Origin of the sequence: Planktothricoides raciborskii GIHE-MW2 (genome assembly GCF_040564635.1) — a bacterium.
Taxonomy (GTDB): Bacteria; Cyanobacteriota; Cyanobacteriia; order Cyanobacteriales; family Laspinemataceae; genus Planktothricoides; species Planktothricoides raciborskii.
Genome location: NZ_CP159837.1, coordinates 1,999,905 through 2,021,124, shown reverse-complemented (window position 1 = coordinate 2,021,124; position 21,220 = coordinate 1,999,905). Strand labels below are relative to the sequence as shown.

Genomic DNA, 21,220 nt, shown 5'->3' with positions numbered 1-21,220 from the left:
GCTTGCCCGATCGCAGTTGAAAAACCCGGTTGCTTCCGTTATCTCGCCACAACCCCAGAAACCGGGTTTTTTTGAAAGCATTTCACAGTAGGGGCGTTCTCGCATTCGCCCCTACATTTACATAACAGAAACCCGGTTTCTTTTCTTAAGGCAAGAAAGCTATGCCCAATTTATTTCAACCCAGCAACTAACTGATTTTTCGCCGTTTCTAAGGCTTCAGATAACTTACTGGCATCTCGTCCCCCCGCTTGGGCAAGGTTGGGACGACCGCCCCCACCACCACCGCAAAGTTTCGCTATGCCGCCGATAAATTTACCCGCTTGTAAGCCTTTTTTATTCACTTCTGGACTGAAGGCTGCGACTAAAGAAACTTTGTCTGGACTGGATACAGAAGCGAGGAATACCGCACTATTACCGAGTTTATTTTGTAGCCGTTCCGCCGCTGTTTTCAGGGCATCAGGATCGACTCCTTCTCCTAAATTTGCGACCAATATTTTGAACTCACCCACGGTTTCCGCTTGGGCAATTAGTTGGTCAGATTTGGCGATCGCTAATTCCGCTTTTACCCCATCTAATTGTTTTTGGGTGGCTTTTAATTCTGACTGTAACCCGGTAATGCGATCGCAGATTTCTTCGGGCTTCACTTTAAAGCGATCGCTTAAATCCCGCACCACACGATCGCGCACATTGAGATACTCTAAAACTGCGGGACCTGCCACCGCTTCAATGCGCCGGACACCGGAAGCAATGCCCGTTTCTGCTACTATTTTAAATAGGCCAATTTCGGCAGTATTATTCACATGAGTACCGCCGCAAAGTTCCATCGAAACCCCAGGAACATCTATTACTCGAACTTCCGCCCCATATTTTTCCCCAAACATGGCTACAGCCCCGCGTGCTTTGGCTTCCGCAATGGGCATTACGTCCACCTGAGTATCGTGGGCTTCGGCAATCCAAGTATTGATTAAATCTTCAATTTGTTGCAATTCATCAGCGGTGACAGGACGGGGACAATTAAAGTCAAATCGCAGGCGATCGAATGCCACTAAAGACCCCGCTTGAGAAATAGAATCATCGACAATTTTCTTCAAAGCCGCTTGCAACAAATGGGTGGCGGTATGATTAGCTTGCGCCCGACGCCGACAAGCGCGATCAATTTGCGCGGTGACGGTTTCTCCTACTTTTAATATGCCCCGTTCGACTTTGCCAAAATGCACGAACATGGCGGATTCTTTTTGCACATCTTCAATGCGAATGACCAAATCATCGCCGGTTAAATAGCCGCGATCGCCGATTTGTCCCCCTGACTCCGCATAGAAAGGAGTTTGATCTAAAATTACCTGAACTTCTGCACCTGCAGAGGCAGAATCAACGGGTTTACCTGCTACTAATAAAGCCTCAATTTTGGCGATTGATTTGGGTTCGGTATAACCTAAGAATTCCGTGGCATGAATATGTTCTGCCAACTGATCTAAACTGCCTTGAACGGTGAGGTCAATGGTTTCATGGGCATCTTGCGATCGCTTCCGTTGTTCCTCCATTTCCGCTTCAAAACCGGCAATATCAACGGTTAAACCTTGTTCTTCCGCAATTTCTTGGGTCAGTTCTAAGGGGAAACCGAATGTATCGTAGAGAGTAAACGCATCTTTACCGGAAATTTGTTGCGGCTGTTTGGCCAGAATTTCTCCTAATAGTTTTTCGCCCCGTTCTAAGGTTTCCAAGAAGCGAGACTCTTCCCGTTGTAATTCCGCTTTAATTTGGGTTTCCCGTTCCCGCACATTGGCATAAACTGCCTCGGAAAGAGCGATCGCAGTTTCGGCGACTTGGGTAGTAAATTCCCCAGCAATACCAATCAACCGACCATGACGCACCACCCGACGAATTAACCGCCGTAAAATATAACCCCGACCAATATTAGACGCGGTAATACCATCGGCAATTAGGTGAACTACTGACCGCACATGATCGCCAATCACCTTTAAGGATGTTTTGGTTTTTTCGTCACTTTGGGCGTAATCAATTCCCGCAATATTTGCCGCTGTTTGAATAATCGGAAAAATCAGGTCAGTTTCATAATTATTTGGCACTTGTTGGAGAATTTGGGCCATTCGTTCCAAACCCATCCCCGTGTCAATATTCTTATTTTTTAACGGAGTGAGGTTGCCGTCACTATCCCGGTTATATTCCATAAACACTAAATTATAGAATTCGATAAACCGGGTATCGTCTTCTAAGTCAATATTTTCGTCGCCCCGTTCCGGGTGAAAATCATAATAAATTTCCGAACAAGGGCCACAAGGACCGGTCGGACCCGACGCCCAAAAGTTATCGGCTTCTCCCATTCGCATAATCCGATGGGCAGGAATACCGATTTGATCGCGCCAAATCGCAAAAGCTTCGTCATCTTCTCGGAAAACACTGACCACTAAGCGTTCTGGGGGCAAGCCAAAAACTTCCGTGGAAATTTGCCAACCCCAGGCGATCGCTTCTTTTTTGAAATAGTCCCCAAAGCTGAAATTACCCAGCATTTCAAAAAAGGTATGGTGTCTAGCGGTACGTCCGACATTTTCAATATCGTTAGTTCGCACGCACTTTTGGGAAGTGGTAGCGCGGGGAAAGTCGCGATCGCGCTGTCCCAGGAAAATGGGTTTAAACGGCAACATCCCGGCGATCGTTAACAAGACCGTGGGATCTTCGGGCACCAGGGAAGCACTCGGCAATATTTGATGGCCGTTTTGGGCATAAAAATCGAGGAATTTTTGCCGGATATCGCTACCAGAGAGGAATTTAAGCTGAGAAGACATAAGGATTTCGTGACTAATTGCAGTCGTTATAGTAATTTCCCGATCAATTTTATCGGTTTATGGGTAGCTACTGACCTTTTGCGGTGGGGAAGACGAGGTGCCATTGCTGGAAATGGGGCGATCGGACATTTTGCACCATTTGAAATCCGCCCAAAAACCGCCGGGGAATGAATTCCCCGTCTCATAGCGCAAGTCGGTTAAAACCGACTCTCTATATCAGGCGATCGGACTGTAGGGGCGAAGCATTCCGGCCCTAAATTTATGGTTTAAAACGATAACCTATATACGGTCATGCAACGTCGCCCTGTACGGGGGAGGGCGAAGCATTCCGGTAATAAATTTATGCTTTTCACCGACAAATATCTGCCGGAATGCTTCGCCCCTACAATCCCTTAATCTGCCATTAAAGGGCGGCGAAGCATTCCGGTAATAAATTTATGCTTTTCACCGACAAATATCTGCGGTCATGCTTCGCCCCTACAATCCCTTAAAACCCATGAAGATTCCCGCATTCGCGGGAATGACACCTGCTGTAAGCTGCTGAATGCTGAGAAAAAATTTAGCGATTTTTTACATAGTTTTTAATTAAAGCAGGAACGGCGAAAAGGGACGCTCCATTATTATCGCTAATTTTTTCCAGTAAACCCCGCTTTCTTAAAGACTGTACCGCCTTCAAAAAGTCCGCATCTGATAAAGTGAATTCCGCCGGTTTCTGGAACATATCCGCTGCCTCTTGATTGGCTAACCAAAGAATTACCATTTTCTCCGATGGAGATAAGCGTTGATAATATTCGTCTAAGATGGGTTCTAAGTCTCCCAGAAATAAACTGGGATAGGATAAGAAGCGATCGACGCTGCCATTAAATAAGTCGTCAATGGTAGCAGCAGTGATATTTAACCAGGACGGGTTGCCCCCATAAAGTTGGATTAGTTGCGACCATTTATGCCGATCCTTTAGCTCTTTTTCCGCTAATATTTCCGTCGCTAATTCTCCCAAACCGCCCAGTTGTAGGCTGCGGCAGGGGCATTTTTGTCCTTCTAAGGTGGCAATTTCTGTGGGCTTTTCCCAACTCAGCAATAGGACACAACTGTTGTGGGGCGATCGCGCCATTTCTTTTAAGAATTTGCCATAATTTTCTAATTCCGGTCGGTAAGTTCCCGCTAATTCCCCAGGGGTAAAGCTTTCTTGGAAGTCGTCAAGAATAATTAGGCAACGACTTAAACGCAGATAGTCCAGGATAGAACTGCGCGATCGCTGTTTACTATCTTTACTATCTTTACTATCTTTATTTTGGCAGAAAAACTCTATTAAATGGGTTTCTAGAGATGTCTGATTTAGGCTATCATTACATTGACGCCAGAGGATATAGTCAAAATTATCTTTAATTTCTTCTACCAGTTTTTTGGCTAGGGTACTTTTGCCAATTCCCGGCCAACCAAAGATAGTCACTATTTGGGTATTTTCTGACAATATCCACTGTTTTAACTGGCTGATTTCTGCCGTGCGATTATTGAAAGGAAAAGTGTAGGGCGCTTCGGTTAAATCATGGCATTGTTCTGGTTGGTCGCTGGAAGAGGTGGAAGAAGTAGAAGTGGGCGATCGCTTTTTTGCTGCTTCTTCCGAGTGCCAACTTTCTCCACACACAGTGATGCTTTTTCCGATAAATTTATTATTTAGAAACTTATTATTACTATTACTAACAGTTGAATTATAAATAAAAAAACGTTCCATTGTAGCGCGGAAGTTTTTTTTATTTACTTTTTCGCCTAACTCATCTGATATCAGTTTCCATAAACCGCCCGCAACTCTTTTGACATTCGCTTCAGTACAGCGATAATCCTCCGCGATTTCTTGATATTTTTGGCTATCCCACGCCTCTGCTAATATTGCTTGTTGCAAATTATTTAAGTGTGCTCCAGTTTTGGCAAATACTAATTTATCAGCCCATGCGAGGACTTCGTTAACATCCATCGGCGATACATATCTTAGTAATTTTTAGGCTATTTTACTACCTTTTGCACCTTTTTGCACCCTTTTGCACCTAAATTTTACTTTTTGTCACCTATAAGGGCGACAAAGGAAGAGGGGAAAGTGCGATCTAAACATATCTTAACTAATCTGAGGCAATTTTGCTACTTTTTGCTACTTTTTGCACCCTTTGGCACCCTTTTGCACCTTAACTATACTTTTTGTGAGCGATCGGGGTTCAGAAATATTGCTAAAAATCTATACCAAACTAGACTTTTTTAGACTTTACGAATTGCACATATTTCTTTATAAAAGCATATAAGTCTGTCAGCATACAAGACGTAACTATTTATTTTCAATAGCCGTCAAAGACCACTCGAACACATTACCACTACAACCCATGACGACAAAATCAAATAATTCAATTTTATTTTTGGGAAAGAAAAAAGATAAATACTGCACCAAAGCAGTCGATTTTATTAAAAGAAATTTTTACGATGTATCAGTATATCTTGGCGAATGGGGGGATCCGTTACCGGAAGATATTAGTTGGTGGGACGGTGATTACATAATTTCTTATCTCTCGCGCTGGGTAGTTCCTGAATATTTAATTAGGAAAGCCAAAGTTGCTGCCATAAATTTTCATCCTGCTTCTCCAGATTATCCAGGGATCGGTTGCTATAATTTTGCCTTGTATGAAGAGGCAAATGAATACGGTGTTACTTGTCATTATATGGCCAACAAGGTTGACACAGGAAAAATTATTGCGGTCAAGCGCTTTCCTATTTTTATGAGTGATGATGTAGCTTCACTGATACTGCGGACTTACGATTTCCAATTAGTTCTTTTCTATGAAATTATGAGCAAAATAATAAAAAATGAGCCTTTGCCATCATCTGAAGAAAGTTGGAGTAAAAAGCCTTTTACAAGGAAACAATTCAATCAACTGGGTATAATCAATCTCTCGATGACCGATGAAGAAGTAACAAGGCGTGTAAGAGCAACAAGTTATGGATTGTTTAAGCCTACTATTGAGATTGCTGGTCATATTTTTGAAATTAAAACTCTAAAATAAAGCTAAATATTCGCGCTAAATAACGGCAATGATGCTGCGATCCATCGTGACCGATAGACGAAACTCAATGAGTTTAGGATTATCACTATTTTATTTTAAGATAGGCGATCTCCTTTTTGCCCCAAGAAAGAAACCGGGTTTCTGTTGTGAATATAACAGTTAACTGTGGGAGTAAAAAAAGAAACCCGGTTTCTGAGTTCCTGGTTTTTGCCCCAAGAAAGAAACCGGGTTTCTGTTGTGAATATAACAGTTAACTGTGGCAGTAAAAAAAGAAACCCGGTTTCTGAGTCCCTGGTTTTTGCCCCAAGAAGCGATCGCTATTTGATTTTAAGATAGGCGATCGCTATTTTATTCCCAGATAGGCGATCGCTATTTTAAAATAAAATAGGCGATAAGCCTGACGGCATAGCTCCGCTTACCGCTTTTTGTTATATTAAGATAGCTAGTTAAACAAATCACATGAGTGGTATTGACAGAGAAATATATCTGGAAACCCGAACCAGTCTGATTGACAAACATTTACCCGAAACCGAAAAATCCCAAAGAGAACTGGAAACCGAAGGAATGGTCTATTTGTTTAACAATCGCCAGACAATGGAGAGAGTGGCAGCGGAAATTAAGCAAAGAGGAGAGAGAACGGGAGCAGCAGATTCAGAAGACAAATACGAACGCTATGGATTATTTTTTGCCGAACCAATTGGGTATATCCTAAAATTAGATGGAACGAGAATCCCTCTCCACTATGGAGAAATAAAAATAAAAAAAAGCACAGGAAAATATCATGTCATACCTCGCACCAGACCGCGCACCACAAAATCCTGAAAACGCAAAAACGCAAATTACGCCAACCGAAGAAACACAATGGGAATTTGCCGAAATCTGGGTAGATCCTTGGCTTTCACCCCCCTATATTCTGATGTTAGTTAAAGAACAATCCGGTAAATTCTCGATTCAAAATCCCGCACAAAACTATCAATCTATCTTTACCAGCGATACTTACGAAGAAAGTCTTATGTGGTTGCTGGAGGATGAATACGAGCGAGTCACAGGTCGCTTTTGCCAACCAGAGTAAAAGATAGGCGATCGCTATTTTGACCCCGAAAAAGAAACCGGGTTTCTATTGTGAATATAACAGTTAACTGTGGTAGGCAAAAAAGAAACCCGGTTTCTGATTTCCTGGTTTTTGCCCGAAAAAGAAACCGGGTTTCTGTTGTGGATATCACAGTTAACTGTGGCAGTAAAAAAAGAAACCCGGTTTCTGAGTTCCTGGTTTTTGCCCCGAAAAAGAAACCGGGTTTCTATTGTGAATATAACAGTTAACTGTGGTAGGCAAAAAAGAAACCCGGTTTCTGAGTTCCTGGTTTTTGCCCCGAAAAAGAAACCGGGTTTCTGTTGTGAATATGTAGGGGCGAATGGCCATTCGCCCCTACTGTGGCAGTAAAAAAAGAAACCCGGTTTCTGAGTCCCTGGTTTTTGCCCCAAAAAAGAAACCGGGTTTCTGGTGACTGGATTTATATAGGGTGCGATCGGCGGTGACTCAATCCCGCAATAGAGCAACAAAACCTGCCTGCTCTGTTTATCGTAGGCAAAAGCTTCTGTTATTCCATAAGCTTCCATGATCTTAAAAGAAACACAATCAGTGATGCTCCATTCTTTATCTGGCCTTTGTTTGTACAACAATAACCCATCTTGAAACTGACTGCTACTTTGTTTAACCACTGTCACATTCGGATGACTATAGAGACTTTCAATTAACTCGATCGCCGCCCCACGAAAAAACTCGCCCCGTTTAGAAAAATCATTCAAAACCTCTGCTAAAACCATTTCGCTTGTAAAAATATAGATCGCTCCCATTTTTTGCGATAAATCTCGCGCTGTTTGATGTAATTCGTCTCTAGGATTAAGTAAAGCCACCCAGTAACCAGTATCCGCAAAAACTCGTCTCATTTGTCTCCTGGAAAACCTTGATACAGATCAAAATTTTTGGACAAATCTCTTGGTACTTTTTCCCATTCTGACTCAGGAATTTGAGATCCGATCTCTACAGCTATTTCCCAGATGGGTTTTACTGCATTATCCTCCTTGATATCTTGTCCGCCCAGTTTGAGATTAGCATCTTCAGTAATTGCTCGCATTTGTTGCACGATTTTATCTAGTAACCATAGCTTTTCTTCTAAAGATAAGGTCTGGATAGAATCTTCTAGTTCTAATAATTTGTTTGAAACCATATCTGCGCCTCAAGAACCTTTCTTAAACAGCCACTATCAATGTAATATGACTGACAACTGGCATTTTCTTCTATACTAACACAAATAATCTGGCGTTTCTCCCCATGAGAAGCACCCTCTTTAATTCTAGAGAAGGCGATAAGCCTGACGGCATAGCTCCGCTTACCGCTTTTTTGACCCGATCAAGAAGCCCAAAAAGAAACCGGGTTTCTGTTGTGAATATGTAGGGGCGAATGGCCATTCGCCCCTACTGTGGTAGTAAAAAAAGAAACCAGGTTTCTGAGTCCCTGGTTTTTGACTCAAGAAAGAAACCGGATTTCTGTTGTAAATATCACCTGTAGGCAGCCAAAAAAGAAACCCGGTTTCTGTTTTTTATGAACACAAAGCGCTTAATAATTAACCCGACTCTGCATTTTCCCACCGAATAGCGCCGCCAATAACAATCTCACATAAGGCAGTCCCCAATAAAACATCCATAAAGGACCCGCATGACGTCGGGCAAACACTTTCCACTCTTCCACGGGCAAACCTTTAGGTTGCCTAATTTTTTTTAACCTTTGAGCAAGAGTTAAATTTGGACTGCCCCAAATATCTTCCTCGATAGGATTTGTGGTACATTCCCCCACATAACCCGGTGCTAACCAAACAGAACACCCTTGATTTCTCACTCGTAAACCGTAATCAATGTCTCCGGTACTGTGAACAAAGTTAGGGTCGAGATTGCCCACTTTTTCAGCCACAAAACGGGGTATCAGTACGCAATTGCCGTTCATGGTGTGACAAATTTGGGGCTCCTCTGTTGGCTGTACTAACTTAAATTTGAGCGGATGCCACCAAGAACTTCTTACCATCCCACCGTAGGTCAGGTTGCCGGTTTTAGTATCACAAGTTGAGCCGACAATTACAGCATTTAGGACTTCGGTTTCGGCAATGTGACTCGCGGTTGAAAGTAATTTTGCGATCGCCTCTGGGTAGAGGTTAGTATCGTCGTTGAGCCACAGATAGTAATCACGATCCGATTTTAGTGCTTCACCAAAAGCGGTTCGCGTTCCCCCATTCCAAAACAGCCCCCCATTTCCTTGAATGATCTTGACTTCAGGGTATTTTTGTGTGACGGCCTCAGCAGTGCCGTCGGTGCTCGCATCATCTACGAGGTAAACCTCCAACCGGAAGTCCGCTGGCATTTTTTGCTGAAATAGAGAATCAAGACTTGCCAAGGTTTTATCTTTACGATTATGGCAAGTCATTAACACTGCGATCGTTTTGGGTTCCATGTTCCGATAATTATGATTTTGACAGGAATATATAAAAAATTCTGAGACTTGTGGTTATATTAACGTCGTCGTGAATATAACCACAAGTCAAAGCAAAGATAGGTAAACTTGCCTTGTTTGCTCTGCACAAGCTTCCCATGAAAAATTTTTGATTCTCTCTGCACCCAAATTGATTAAGTTTTTTGCTTTTTCCGTTGAAAATAGCACTTTTTCCAAAGCCGCAGCAATACTTTCCGTTTGATCGGGGTCAAAAAATTCCGCTGCATTGCCGACAACTTCTGGCAGAGAACTGGTATTACTGCAAGCGATCGGGCAATTCAAGGACATCGCTTCTAGGAGAGGAATGCCAAAACCTTCATAAAGGGAAGGATAAACGAAAACTGAAGCTTCTCGATATAAATTTGCTAGAGCGGCATCATCACCAGCCACTTGTAAAACCTTACCTTCAGGTAATCCCAGATTTTGGATTAAAGTGATTTCCTCACGAGATAGTGAACCTCCCCCAAATAACACGAGATTAAAGTTATTTTTCAGTTGGCTGGAATTCCCATAAGCTTGCAATAGACCCTGAAAGTTTTTATATTTACTGATGCGATCGCCAACATAGAGAATATATGGTGGATATTTTCTGGGTTCAGTCTGATAGTGTTCTGTTAATTTGACACTGGTGCCATGATAGACAACCGATATCTTATTCCGATCGACCTCTAATAGTTCGATTAAGTCTTTTTTGGTATTCTCAGAAACACAGATAATGCGATCGGCTCTCTTGACAGATTCCTTTTTAACTTCCGCTGTAGGATCCAATTTTTTAAAAATATCTCTGGTTAAAAATTGGTTAAACTTTTCATGGATCATGTCATGGACTGTCACCACTACCTTAGTCTTTTTATGAGACAATTTTTCACCATGATAATAAGTTTCATGCACAATATCAGGAGGATTACTTTTCAGCCTAATTTTAGCTAAATTGTCATTAAACCTACCGACCATTTTTTGAATCTGGAGCCGGGAAGATTTAGGCACAGGAAATCCTGTCACCAAACCCGGTTTACACTGCTTCAAATACTCATTCACATAAGCCAGAGCCTCGATACTCACATCAAAATCGTCCATATCAGAGATTCTGGTTGCCAGTTCATATATGTATCGAGAAATTCCGCCGTATCGTTGCCACCAAAATATCTGGTGATCGTAAACGATTTTAATCATTTTATATAGATCCTGTTCTAGTTATGCCTAATGCCATGCCCCGTTGCAACATTCGATGATATTTCTCAGCAATTGTGGCAACTGCATAGTAACGTTCTACATAATTGCGGGCTCTTTGTCCCATTTCCAGACGCTCCGACTCAGAATCGAGTAGCTGGGCAATCACTGTCCGCAATTGAATAATGTGACGATCTTCTACCATTACCGCCACCTCTTTTTCTCTAACCGTATAGGGAGTACCGCCACTGGATGTGAGGACGCAGGGTAGACCACAGGACATGGCTTCAATATTGCAGGCCCCAAAATATTCTTCCCATCCAGATGTACTGACCGCATGACTGACAAATAAGTCTGCGGAGCCGATGATTTCGGCCAGTTGCGCGTGGGGAACGGGATTTCGGAATAATACTTTGTCCTCAAGAGCGCGTTCTGAAACCTCTCTTGACAACAAAGATTTGAGCGGACCAGTGCCGATTAATTGCAGTTGCAGGTTGTTGCGTTCGCGCAACAGTGGAGTCATGGCTTCCAAAATGTACAGCAGTCCCTTTTCGGTAACCAGTCTAGAGACAACCAAGACCCGCAAAATCCCATCTTGCGCTGAAAGTTTCGGTTGTGGCACAAAGCGCTGAGTATCTGCTGGATGCCCCATGATGGTAAATTTAGAGGCGATCGCCTCATCCAACAGATCCAAATCTCGAAAACGTTCCAGGCACTTTGGCCCCGTTGCAATTATCCCCGTTGTTTGAGCCAGTGCTTTGAGGATCCCCCGTCGTTGCAATTTCCACATTAAGTCTCGACGGGTTTCCGGCACGGTGATGGAAGTATCAAACCATACTGGCTTCCCTGCCCGCTGTGCTTCATTAATACCGAGCAGCCCTTGCGAATAGACCGTTGGATCCACCGTCACAATTCCATCAGCCTCAGCAAACATCCTTTTGAGGGAACTGTCCTGTAACCCTGGCATCAGAAATAACGATAGATATTTATTTACTTTCCATGCTTTCTCGGAAATAGAAACAATCTTAAAGGCTTCATTCTGATAGTTATCATGCTCTGATTTGACGATAGTGATTTGATAGCCATACTTTTCTTGGAGGCACTGATATATCAAACTCATTGCCTCGAATGCACTCTCATTGGCGATCGCGCCCACTCTGAAAAATAACAGATGACTCATAAACTCATTATCCGATTTGCCTATTAACACTACTCCAACTCAATTAGAGCAATTTTTCGGCTCTGTTTATTGTGCCAATAATTCACCGCTACTTGACTCACGAATCTCTCAAAAACCTAGCTGCCATGAAACTAGGCTCGATCAATTTGGATCTCCTCAGTAGTCTCCCATAAGCTGAAGGAACTTCTTCTGATAATTCCATAGTGCGGCTGAAATCAGATCCCGTACCTGTTCCGGGGTCACATCGGTAAGAGTTTCGTTCTTCCCAAACACCGGATAAAATCGACAATAATCAGGGACAAAATTGCCAGACTTAATCATAAACATATCGTCGCTGTAGTTTTTGTAGCGCGTGAGCGGTTGCAGCATTACCAAAGTTTTGGCTAATCCGGTGATGTCTAGCATATGAGAACCATGTATTCCGACAGCACAGTCAGTCTTAGAGAGTAGATAGATATAGTCAATTTGTTGGGAGCGATAATTTTCGGGAATGCCATTAGTCCGAAAGTCAATAATGTGAGGATGATTGATTGGATAATCGCGGCTCATCCCCACCATATAGATGCCAGCGGAGGGATAAGTTTTTTTGAGCAAGTTTGTTAATCGGTAATAGTTTTTCAGTTCTTGTTGCGGATGTCCGCCCCAACATCGATAATCCTCCCGGTTATAAAAAACAAAAATTGGAGAATATTGCTCCAAGGATAACTTGGCCTCTCGCTCTACCAGATCCAAATGAAAGTAGTCACGGGCATCCACCCCAGCGGTGATGTTCGTCTGTTTCTTAGGGATGAATACGGTTCGCTTGCGGATTTCCTCATTTAGCTTGCGGTTCAATTCAACATCTCTGAAAGTGTCCCGTCTAAAAGTAGCAGGTAGATGAGCCACTGTCCAGATTTGATCGATAAAGTCCGGCACATAAAATTGCAAATAGTCGCGAACTAACATCGCCGTGGCAATGCCTTCTTTACGGAGCAGATCGCCAAATTCATCGTAAACATTGTAGATAAATTGAATAAACCGGGCACTGTGTCCGTAGAATTCATCTAGGGCGTTAAATAGCAAGATTGGCTGGGATTCCCTTCCGTTCTTGATTTTGATTTCCAGCCTGGGTTTCGCGGTCGGGGAAACTGCTTTTGCCTTTTGAAATTTACTAGCTAACACCTTTTTAATTTTGTTAGAGACTAGACGGCGATCGCCCCGTTTAAGTAAATCAATATTTTCCTTAAGTTTGTCCAGCAAACCCTCAGAAACTCTTGATTGATATTCTAGTTTCTCTATCCTTAAGTCTGCTTTTGGTTCCACTGCTGAGAAATATATATCCAGCGTATTACTTTGCCAAAAACCCGGTTTTCCATAGATTTTACCCGTACATATATCTAAAATTTGTGGCAGCCAAAAATTATAAAGTAAAGTCGGTACGTCTAATAAAAACCTTGTTTTACAATAATCACAAGTCCCATAACACCAATGCTTTTGGGCAAAAACAAAATAACTTGTCAAATCGACATTGATGCTGCCAGAACATTTGGGACACTGAGGGGCCCACCCGTCCATATCTATTTCTGGTTTTACTTGTCTGATATATTCTTGCAGTCTTGTATCCATAATAATTTCTCCATGTCTAAATCGAGTAATTCTTTAAATTGAATAAATTATTGTAATTTTTAACTTAATTTTCTGGCCATGAACATTTTCTTCAGCCTAAATAACGATTGCGGAATCACCAGTGACTTCAAGATTAACGGAACTAATTTTCTCAGATCGGCAAAAAACAGGTTCATAAAAATTGTGGCTATAAAGTAGGTAATTAGCGTAGCCACTGTTGCACCCATAGCTTGATATTGCGGAATCAGCCAGAGGTTGAGAAGAATATTAATAACTGCTCCAACAATGCTAATGATCAGCGAGATTTTAAATAAATTTTTCACATTAATATATAGAGCTCGTGCAGTCCCAAAATTTGAACCAAACTGAGACCAAATGTAAACCGCTAAGACATTTCCGGCATCGGCATAAGCTTCTCCATACAATATATCAACTATCCAATCAGATAATGGAGAGATTGCTATTGCTATTAAAAACCATAGCACTGCCATCAGATCGTAAACTCCCTGCATCGTCTCTAAGAATACATTTTCTCCTTCTTGGTATTTTTTCACCAGCGCGGGTAACAGGGAACTATATATCACTGTGGGAATAATATTAAATACTTCTGATAATTTGACAGATACAGAGTATATCCCCAAGGAGCTTGGTGCTGCCATTTGACCTAGCATGACTTGATCTATCTGGGCGTAAATATAAATACTAATGCCACTGAAAATCACTGGCCAACTGTCTTTCAATAACTTTTGCGCGATTGGTAAGTTAACTCGCCACAAAGTGATCAATTGTCCTTGGCGATGATAGACAAACAGCAAAGCCAATGCACTCAAAGCGATATCCCCAGCCTTGATACAAGCAAAACCCACGAGTGGAGATTGCATTTGAATCAGCGCAATTTTGATAATGGCGGCAATGATATAAGCAATATTCTTGGCAAAAACTGTATATTTTGACTCAATTTGAGAGCGAAACCAGAAATCTATGGTTTCAAAAGACTGAAAAATCGTTCCCGCAGCGATAATCCCCACCAGCCAATGGGTGAGGCGATCGTCGGGGCGAAGCAAGGAAATTATTGCCGTTGTCAATAGCAGGGTTAACAGACCGCTCAATAATTTTAGGAGCCAAGCAGTGCCCAGGATTTCGTGCTTGCGGGAAGAATCTTGAGCCAAATCTCGGACGACGATGCTGTCGAGTCCCAAGGTAGTGAGCGGATTAAACAGCGATACAAAGGCGATCGCGTAGTTAAACACACCTAACTGCTCTGGTCCGAGGTAACGAGCAACCCAGATCCCGATCAGCAGTCCCAGACCCATCTGCATAAATCTATCCGCAAACAGCCAAGCCATATTGGCAACTACTTTGCGGAAAGTCGGACTGAGTTGTTGAATTAATAAGACCAGTTTATTTTTCATCAATAAATGATATTTTTATAGGGTTCACCCACAAATACTTAGTCACCAATGAATTATGCTTTGAGACTAGACGATTATCACGGTTTTTTTGAGCATTGAGTTGATTATCTGTGACTTTTTCCTCGACCATAACTATCTCAAATATCCACTATTTTCTGAGCATACAGATATCAAAACATTCGAGAGTTATACAGGCATGGATACTAAATTGATCGACATGGATCGATAATCCTCGTTTTCCTCCTTCCTGCATTTCCAGGTACTATTGACCAATCGTCTGTTTCCGCAGCAGCCTTAATGCCAATCCACTGTCTAATATCTTATATCTCCCTTGAGGTTCTTACCGGAGTTTCTGATACTCAATCCAACCACTACAAAGACATAGTAGTACCAATTATGGTTATTTTCAACCAGGGGAATTTCGGTCAAATTCGGAAAAAGAATAAAAACCAACAATAACATGGGTAAAATCGATTCAATCATCGGAGTCCCAGGTGGCTGAGGGCGGGTTAGATAACGCACCGCATCGGCAAGTGCCGTAAAAAATGATAGCGCAAAGCAGGCGAATCCTACATAACCTAGATCCAAAATGATCTCTATAAAACTATTATGAGAATGGGGGGGAGCCCAACCCCCGGGCATAATAAGTAGTCCGCTAATGTCATTAGCAGCCGGGTTGTCAGCCCCTCGCCAAGGCTGCCAAAACCCATGGAAACCATAACCTAATACAGGACGTTTTGGGATCTTCTCAGAGAACAAAAATTCCCAAACTGGTGTCCGTCCGGTCAAAGTCATGTCTTTACCCAGTCCATCCACCACAATCGCCTCCAGGTTATCTGTGACAATAATAAATCCTGCTATAGAAAAAATCATAAAAATTATCACAAAAAAATACGCCCATTGAAAAGGCAGTTTTTTCAAAAATGAAACGGAAAGTACCATTAAAACGCCTAGGATAAATTGCACTTTTCCTCCGCCAGATTCACACATTTGCATAACGTAAAGAGAGAAAAAAGTCATTGTGACTGCTATCACGCGTTTTTTGGGATTTTCAATAGCCTCTATCCCCCACAATATTGCACTAAAAGCCATCAGAGATGCCAGGGGATTCGGGTGAGCTAGAATTCCTTGCCAGCTATTTTTTACGGGATTGATTCCTATGCCAGGGCGTAACATACTATAATATGTACTCAAAGCCGCTGTGATTGCTAGAACATATTTTAATAAATTGGCAATTTCAGAAAAACTAAATTGTTTAATAATATAGCTATTTACTACAGTAGTTCCCAGCCATACCATACTATATTTTAGAGTATGAATTGGGGTATCCGACCAAGAAAATGATAGAGATAGTAGAAACAAATACAAAAATAAACCTGGATTGCTTTTGAGCAATACTGCTAATACTTCAACGGAGTATTTTAAAGTGTATTTGAGGCGAGGAGACAAAATAAACAGAAGCACGCCATATACAGACAATTGAACAAAGGCACCCGCAAAACTTTTTTCCCGAGTTGCCAGACTGGTGGGATGAAAATTTGGAAATGGACTGATGCCAACTCCTGGCATCATAAATAAATATAATCCAATTATTATTTTTTCTGCTAATGCCCCCAGTCGGGGATGTTTACTAACCACTTGAAATGCCAAGAGAATATAGATGACACCGCAACCTAGAATCAGCAGGAGAATTACGGGATTGGCAAGCAGCGCTTTCATAATATTTCTTGATTTTATAGTGAACCGCCAAAAACCCCCAAGCAAACTTCTTCATCCTGAAATTTCAGCGCTATCTATGGTTTTTTTGCTCAGAAGCTTAAGATGACGATGGATCAGATTTTTTGTGAAACAGTGTAACTGTAATAGGACTTAGGCACCTTTGCTATATTTTGTGCAATATTGGCCACCGCCACGGAATATACCCTATTGATGGTTTCTGTGCGTAAGTTTTGCGTAAGTAAATGCTCCCTTGTGAAAGAAGATAGACTAATTAGGGTTCAACTGTCAACATTGGACTTTTGACCAAACCAGAAATATTCCGGTAAAAACACATCCTTTGATAACTTCTGGGGAAAAAAATTCAGTGCTAAGTTTTTCATGGGCTGGGAGTCAGCTTACCCAGGCCAAGAGGCTAACGTTCACATAATGAAAATCTACCTAATTGAGAATTTTGGTTGGGTAAATCCGCCGCAAAATTTGATTTGTCCGTGTTTGGCCGTGGAAACAGATTGGATTGCCCAGGTGCTAGATGGCTTCTAGCGATTAGCTCAAGAGAGAAGGCGGGTAAAATGAATTCAAGACATCTTGAATAATTATATGTCACCTTATATATATGTCATCAAAAAACCACACTAATGTAGTGAAGACAATAAGTCAGGCAGTTTTGGGTCTGACCCTATCGGTTGTTCCCAGCTTAGGCACTTCCGATCCTTGCTTGGGGCAATTGCCACTGCTGGAGCGATCGCAACCAGACGCAACTGGGGGGACTCCGGTTCGCCCTGCACCGCCCCCAGAATCCCCGCAGACTATGCCAGAAACATCTGTCACCATTCCACAAGTTCCTGCCCCAAGCATTCCAGAAATTCCCGCTCCAGCAAGTGCAGAACTGCCGGTTTCAGCTTACATATTAGGTGGAGGGGACACGATTCGGATCGATATATTGGGGGTTGAGCAATACAGTGGGGATTACCAGATTCCCATCGATGGTAGGTTGATTCTGCCCCTGGCTGGAAGCATATCAGTTCAGGGCTTAACCCTTGAAGAGGCCGCTGATGCAATTTCCCAGGCTTACGCGAATATTCTGAAACGTCCGGTGATCTCAGTCAATCTCCAAGCCCCGCGTCCCCTAAATATTTGGATCGCCGGGGAGATCAATCGCCCCGGTTCCTACTCGGTGTCGCTCAAAGGTGGAGTCGGCCAGCGTCCGGGCACTCAGTACCCGACCATAACCCAGGTGATTGAACAAGCTGGAGGAATTAAGCTCACAGCAGATTTGCGGCGGATCGAGCTACGTCGTCCCCAAAGAGATGGCTCGCAGCGGACGATCGATATTAACCTTTGGCAAATGCTTCAGACCGGCGATCGCCGATGGGACATCACACTACTTGATGGAGACTCCATTTTCATTCCCACAGCGACTACCGTAGACCTTGGAGAAATCCGACAACTGGCAAATACGAGCTTTGCGATTCCTATGGCTCAAGCTAGGAATGTTACAGTAGTGGGAGAAGTGGCGCGTCCGGGTCCTTATATTGTCCTAGGAGGGGACACCGGAGCAGATTTTAACCTAGGGGGGCTACCAACCGTGACCCGGGCGATTCAGATCGCCGGAGGAATTAAACCACTAGCGAATCTGCGGGAAATCCAATTGCAGCGACCCACAAGAGAAGGAGCCGCACAAATTATTTCGGTCAATCTCTGGCAACTGTTGCAGACCGGAGACATCAATCAAGACCCAATCGTGCAAGATGGAGATATTATTATCGTTCCCGCAACCGCCGAAGTCAATCCGGCTGAAGCCGAACAAATCGCTACAGCCAGCTTTGCTCCCGAGACAATTAATGTGAGGGTGGTCGGAGAAGTCACAATACCTGGAACGATCAGGGTGCAGCCAAATACCCCGTTGAATCAAGCCCTGCTGGCTGCGGGTGGATTCCGCAATAGTCGAGCCGCTCGCGGTGCGGTGGAGCTAATTCGCCTCAACCCAAATGGCACAGTTTCTCGACAAACTGTTTCTGTTGATTTAGCTGCCAGCATCAACGAACAAACCAATCCCATACTCCGTAATAACGACATTGTTGTGGTTAACCCCTCTGGTATAACCGCCTTCGGAGATAATCTCAACAATATCTTCTCGGCAACTACTAGCACGGGCGGGTTTCTCAGGGTTCTAGAATTCTTGGGCATTCTCAAATATTTGACCGTTCCTTAAGCCCGATCCGGTGGAGAAACCTTCTCAAGCATTAGTCAAGCTATTTATCCATAATGCTGCTAAGGCTTCCGGCTTTAACTGCCGATTAATGGGGTGGTTATTTCACTTGAGATGATGGCGATCGCAATAACATCGGCTCTCCAGGTACTCAAAGCCAACAGACAGTCTTTTTTTAAGGAGCAAACATGGATTACGAAACTAATTATCAACAGTTTTCCGAAAATCGCAATATCAGCAGGTATTCCTCATTGCCTCAGAGTTACTCAGCCAACGCTGAAGAGAGTAATGGGGATTCCTTGGATTTAGGCTGGGTTTTTGCCGTTGTGCGTCGCCGAGCAATTATTATGGCTGGTGTAGGCATCACCTTGAGCGTGCTAGCTGGGGCATTGCTGGTCAAGAGTTCTCGTCAGATTGTTCCAGAGTATTCCGGCGCGTTTCGGATTTTGGTGGAACCCATTACGGCGGAAGGAATGTTGTCACAAATGTACTTAATGGCTCAAACCTCAGATGCCAGTTCCGATATTCAAAGAATTAAAATCGAAGATAATAGCTTGGTGGACTACGAAAGCTTAATTCGTGTTTTCCAAAGTCCAAAAATACTCCAACCAGTGGTGGAAAAGCTTCAAGAACAGTATCCCAAACTGAGCTACGGAACGCTGGCATCTAGACTGTCTCTAACTAGAATTAGCGTGAAAAAAGGTTCCCAGGAACAAGGGACTAAAATTTTGGTAGTTCGCTATAACGATCAAGATCCGAAAAGGATTGAAACCGTTTTAGAACATCTCAAAGAAGCTTATTTAGACTACAGCCAAGAAGAGCGGATGAAAGACATCCGCAATAATATTGAATTTATTGATAAAAAGCTGCCTGAGCTAAAATCTCAAGTGGATATTTTGCAAGAAGAAATGCAAAGACTGCGGGAAAATTACAACGTGCTGATCCCAGAAACTGCCAGTCGCGCCCTCACCGATCAGGTGCTTAGTATTCAGAGACAGCGAGTCGATGCCCAAAGAAACCTAGCTCTGGCGCAAATACAACTCGCTAACCTGGAAAAACAGTTTGCTGAAGGTAATTTAATCTCAATTTTGGCCATAGATCCTAAAGCATACGAAGTTGTCATTGGACAGCTTCAGAAAATAGAAAGCGACATCGCTGTACAGTCAGCGCTATTTTTTGAAGATAGCGAACCAATGCAGCAAATACGGGAAAAACAGCAAAATTTGCAAGAGTTGGCTCGCGAACAAGCCCAAGGTTATCTAAAAATCGTGGCTGGTCAAATCCAGGAACTAGAGGCTAACGAACGAAAGCTGGCTGAAACTGAGCTTGAGCTAACCCGACAACTTAGACAACTGCCAGCCGTTGCCCGCGAGTATGATGATTTGCAGCGTGAGCTAGAAGTTAGTACGAAAAACCTGAAAGAATTTTTGGCCAAACGAGAAGCCTTGGAGATTGATTTAGCCAGACAAAAAGAGAGCGTCGGGTGGCAAGTGATTGAGGAACCTGCTGTACCCAGGGATCAAAATGGCCAACCGATATCGATCACGGTGACGCAAACGAAGCGCCAGTTAATCGTGGCAGTGATTGTCAGTATGTTGCTTGGGGTCGGGGGGGGTTTTCTGGTAGAGGTGCTGATTTCGGTCTTCCATACACCGGAAGAACTCAGAGGCGCCACTAAACTACCCCTGCTGGGGATCATTCCTTTCGCTAAAGACCTGAAGAAAAGATCCTCAGATCGCCGGAAGCAACTTGCCCCTGTAACTGGTCTGGCTTTGGAAAAAAATCAGGCAAGTCTCAGTTTGCTGCTGGCGACTAAGGCGCAAATTCAGACCTACAGCACTTCTCCCATACTGGAAGCGTTCCGTTCTCTTTATACCAATATTCGGTTGCTCAGTTATCAGAACCCCATCCAATCTTTAGTCATTGGGGCGGCTACCGCTGGGGAGGGTAAGTCTACGGTGGCAGTGCATATAGCGAAAACCGCCGCCGCGATCGGTCAGCGGGTTTTACTGGTAGACGCGGATCTGCGTTCTCCCAAGATTCATAATAAGTTTGGTGTGCCGAATGTGCAGGGACTCAGCGATGCGATCGCTACTGACATTAGCCTGAATGATGTGATCCAGCGATCGCCCAATGATGATAACTTATTTGTTTTAACCGCAGGTCCGGTTCCAGAAGACCCGATCAAACTGCTCTCTTCCAAAAAGATGCAATCTCTGATGGAGCAATTTCAGGACTTTTTCGACTTGGTAATCTACGATACCCCACCCCTGGTAGGCTTGGCCGACGGCAACTTCCTCGCCGCACAAACTGATGGCCTCGTTTTGGTTACTCGACTCGCCAAGACAGACCGTTCTCTGGTAAAGAAAGCACAAGAAGGATTAAAAATTTCTGGTGCCAGGGTCTTGGGTGTAGTAGCCAATGGGGTCAAAGGGTAAACTACCACAAAGGCGCTTGATTTTGAGCGAGAGCCCCCAAAAAAAGAGGATGCCACTTTTTTGCAGTTGTGGCATCCTCAAAGAATTTACTCTATCCC

16 protein-coding genes are annotated in these 21,220 nt (G+C 43.3%); 6 read left to right on the top strand and 10 right to left on the bottom strand.

The window, feature by feature from the left end; translation table 11 throughout:
* Positions 1-170 precede the first annotated feature (170 nt).
* Both alaS and ABWT76_RS08490 read right to left on the bottom strand, forming a co-directional pair.
* Positions 171-2,804, bottom strand: coding sequence for an alanine--tRNA ligase (alaS, locus tag ABWT76_RS08495; protein ID WP_354635947.1), 2,634 nt, complete (start codon positions 2,802-2,804; stop codon positions 171-173).
* Positions 2,805-3,363: 559 nt separating this feature from the next.
* Complete coding sequence (locus tag ABWT76_RS08490) at positions 3,364-4,776, bottom strand: NB-ARC domain-containing protein (RefSeq protein ID WP_054464575.1); 1,413 nt, start codon at positions 4,774-4,776, stop codon at positions 3,364-3,366.
* Positions 4,777-5,173: 397 nt separating this feature from the next.
* Between ABWT76_RS08490 and ABWT76_RS08485 the strand changes: the two genes are divergently transcribed.
* The 4 genes from ABWT76_RS08485 to ABWT76_RS08470 all read left to right on the top strand — a co-directional run bounded on the left by ABWT76_RS08485 (position 5,174) and on the right by ABWT76_RS08470 (position 6,920).
* Entirely contained in the window at positions 5,174-5,848 is a 675-nt protein-coding gene (locus ABWT76_RS08485; protein ID WP_054464574.1) for a formyltransferase family protein, read from the top strand.
* A 165-nt stretch (positions 5,849-6,013) separates the two neighbouring features.
* The gene (locus tag ABWT76_RS08480; protein WP_354635946.1) at positions 6,014-6,184 is read left to right on the top strand and encodes a hypothetical protein; all 171 of its coding nucleotides are present in this window, start codon (positions 6,014-6,016) and stop codon (positions 6,182-6,184) included.
* Between the two features lie 123 nt (positions 6,185-6,307).
* Positions 6,308-6,670 carry a DUF6972 family protein gene (locus tag ABWT76_RS08475; protein WP_354635945.1) on the top strand — a complete coding sequence of 121 codons (363 nt, stop codon included), beginning with the start codon at positions 6,308-6,310 and terminating at the stop codon, positions 6,668-6,670.
* The gene (locus tag ABWT76_RS08470; protein WP_354635944.1) at positions 6,630-6,920 is read left to right on the top strand and encodes a hypothetical protein; all 291 of its coding nucleotides are present in this window, start codon (positions 6,630-6,632) and stop codon (positions 6,918-6,920) included. The genes ABWT76_RS08475 and ABWT76_RS08470 overlap by 41 nt, the downstream gene beginning before the upstream one ends.
* Before the next feature lie 14 nt (positions 6,921-6,934).
* Here the strand turns inward: ABWT76_RS08470 and ABWT76_RS08465 are convergent, their stop codons facing one another.
* From ABWT76_RS08465 to ABWT76_RS08430, 8 genes are all read right to left on the bottom strand, one after another.
* A complete protein-coding gene (locus ABWT76_RS08465) occupies positions 6,935-7,795 on the bottom strand; it encodes a PIN domain-containing protein (protein WP_354635943.1) in 861 nt (286 codons plus the stop codon).
* Positions 7,792-8,076, bottom strand: a complete 285-nt coding sequence (locus ABWT76_RS08460) for a hypothetical protein (protein ID WP_190876946.1) — start codon at positions 8,074-8,076, stop codon at positions 7,792-7,794. Before ABWT76_RS08460 ends, ABWT76_RS08465 begins: the two co-directional genes overlap by 4 nt.
* 389 nt (positions 8,077-8,465) lie before the next feature.
* Positions 8,466-9,350: a glycosyltransferase family 2 protein gene (locus ABWT76_RS08455; RefSeq protein ID WP_054464572.1), complete on the bottom strand. Its 885-nt coding sequence runs from the start codon at positions 9,348-9,350 to the stop codon at positions 8,466-8,468.
* An 87-nt stretch (positions 9,351-9,437) separates the two neighbouring features.
* Positions 9,438-10,562 carry a glycosyltransferase family 1 protein gene (locus ABWT76_RS08450; protein WP_354635942.1) on the bottom strand — a complete coding sequence of 375 codons (1,125 nt, stop codon included), beginning with the start codon at positions 10,560-10,562 and terminating at the stop codon, positions 9,438-9,440.
* Position 10,563: 1 nt separating this feature from the next.
* Positions 10,564-11,739 carry a glycosyltransferase gene (locus tag ABWT76_RS08445; RefSeq protein ID WP_354635941.1) on the bottom strand — a complete coding sequence of 392 codons (1,176 nt, stop codon included), beginning with the start codon at positions 11,737-11,739 and terminating at the stop codon, positions 10,564-10,566.
* Between the two features lie 156 nt (positions 11,740-11,895).
* Positions 11,896-13,344, bottom strand: coding sequence for a hypothetical protein (locus ABWT76_RS08440; protein WP_354635940.1), 1,449 nt, complete (start codon positions 13,342-13,344; stop codon positions 11,896-11,898).
* 59 nt (positions 13,345-13,403) lie between these two features.
* Positions 13,404-14,756 (bottom strand): flippase, encoded by a 1,353-nt coding sequence (locus ABWT76_RS08435; RefSeq protein WP_354635939.1) that lies wholly within the window; start codon positions 14,754-14,756, stop codon positions 13,404-13,406.
* Between the two features lie 312 nt (positions 14,757-15,068).
* On the bottom strand, positions 15,069-16,475 hold the full coding sequence (locus tag ABWT76_RS08430; protein ID WP_354635938.1) for an O-antigen ligase family protein: 1,407 nt from the start codon (positions 16,473-16,475) through the stop codon (positions 15,069-15,071).
* 613 nt (positions 16,476-17,088) lie between these two features.
* Here ABWT76_RS08430 and ABWT76_RS08425 point away from each other — a divergent pair.
* Together ABWT76_RS08425 and ABWT76_RS08420 are read left to right on the top strand one after the other, a co-directional pair.
* On the top strand, positions 17,089-18,687 hold the full coding sequence (locus ABWT76_RS08425; RefSeq protein WP_072160621.1) for an SLBB domain-containing protein: 1,599 nt from the start codon (positions 17,089-17,091) through the stop codon (positions 18,685-18,687).
* Between the two features lie 185 nt (positions 18,688-18,872).
* On the top strand, positions 18,873-21,122 hold the full coding sequence (locus ABWT76_RS08420) for a polysaccharide biosynthesis tyrosine autokinase (RefSeq protein ID WP_354635937.1): 2,250 nt from the start codon (positions 18,873-18,875) through the stop codon (positions 21,120-21,122).
* Positions 21,123-21,220 lie beyond the last annotated feature (98 nt).

Excerpts from the sequence above, each read along its gene's own strand:
- alaS (WP_354635947.1), bottom strand. The coding sequence starts at position 2,804 with ATGTCTTCTCAGCTTAAATTCCTCTCTGGTAGCGATATCCGGCAAAAA.
- ABWT76_RS08450 (WP_354635942.1), bottom strand. The coding sequence starts at position 10,562 with ATGATTAAAATCGTTTACGATCACCAGATATTTTGGTGGCAACGATAC.
- ABWT76_RS08460 (WP_190876946.1), bottom strand. The coding sequence starts at position 8,076 with ATGGTTTCAAACAAATTATTAGAACTAGAAGATTCTATCCAGACCTTA.
- ABWT76_RS08470 (WP_354635944.1), top strand. The coding sequence starts at position 6,630 with ATGTCATACCTCGCACCAGACCGCGCACCACAAAATCCTGAAAACGCA.
- ABWT76_RS08485 (WP_054464574.1), top strand. The coding sequence starts at position 5,174 with ATGACGACAAAATCAAATAATTCAATTTTATTTTTGGGAAAGAAAAAA.
- ABWT76_RS08465 (WP_354635943.1), bottom strand. The coding sequence starts at position 7,795 with ATGAGACGAGTTTTTGCGGATACTGGTTACTGGGTGGCTTTACTTAAT.
- ABWT76_RS08430 (WP_354635938.1), bottom strand. The coding sequence starts at position 16,475 with ATGAAAGCGCTGCTTGCCAATCCCGTAATTCTCCTGCTGATTCTAGGT.
- ABWT76_RS08455 (WP_054464572.1), bottom strand. The coding sequence starts at position 9,350 with ATGGAACCCAAAACGATCGCAGTGTTAATGACTTGCCATAATCGTAAA.
- ABWT76_RS08420 (WP_354635937.1), top strand. The coding sequence starts at position 18,873 with ATGGATTACGAAACTAATTATCAACAGTTTTCCGAAAATCGCAATATC.
- ABWT76_RS08445 (WP_354635941.1), bottom strand. The coding sequence starts at position 11,739 with ATGAGTCATCTGTTATTTTTCAGAGTGGGCGCGATCGCCAATGAGAGT.
- ABWT76_RS08435 (WP_354635939.1), bottom strand. The coding sequence starts at position 14,756 with ATGAAAAATAAACTGGTCTTATTAATTCAACAACTCAGTCCGACTTTC.
- ABWT76_RS08490 (WP_054464575.1), bottom strand. The coding sequence starts at position 4,776 with ATGGATGTTAACGAAGTCCTCGCATGGGCTGATAAATTAGTATTTGCC.
- ABWT76_RS08425 (WP_072160621.1), top strand. The coding sequence starts at position 17,089 with ATGTCATCAAAAAACCACACTAATGTAGTGAAGACAATAAGTCAGGCA.
- ABWT76_RS08440 (WP_354635940.1), bottom strand. The coding sequence starts at position 13,344 with ATGGATACAAGACTGCAAGAATATATCAGACAAGTAAAACCAGAAATA.
- ABWT76_RS08475 (WP_354635945.1), top strand. The coding sequence starts at position 6,308 with ATGAGTGGTATTGACAGAGAAATATATCTGGAAACCCGAACCAGTCTG.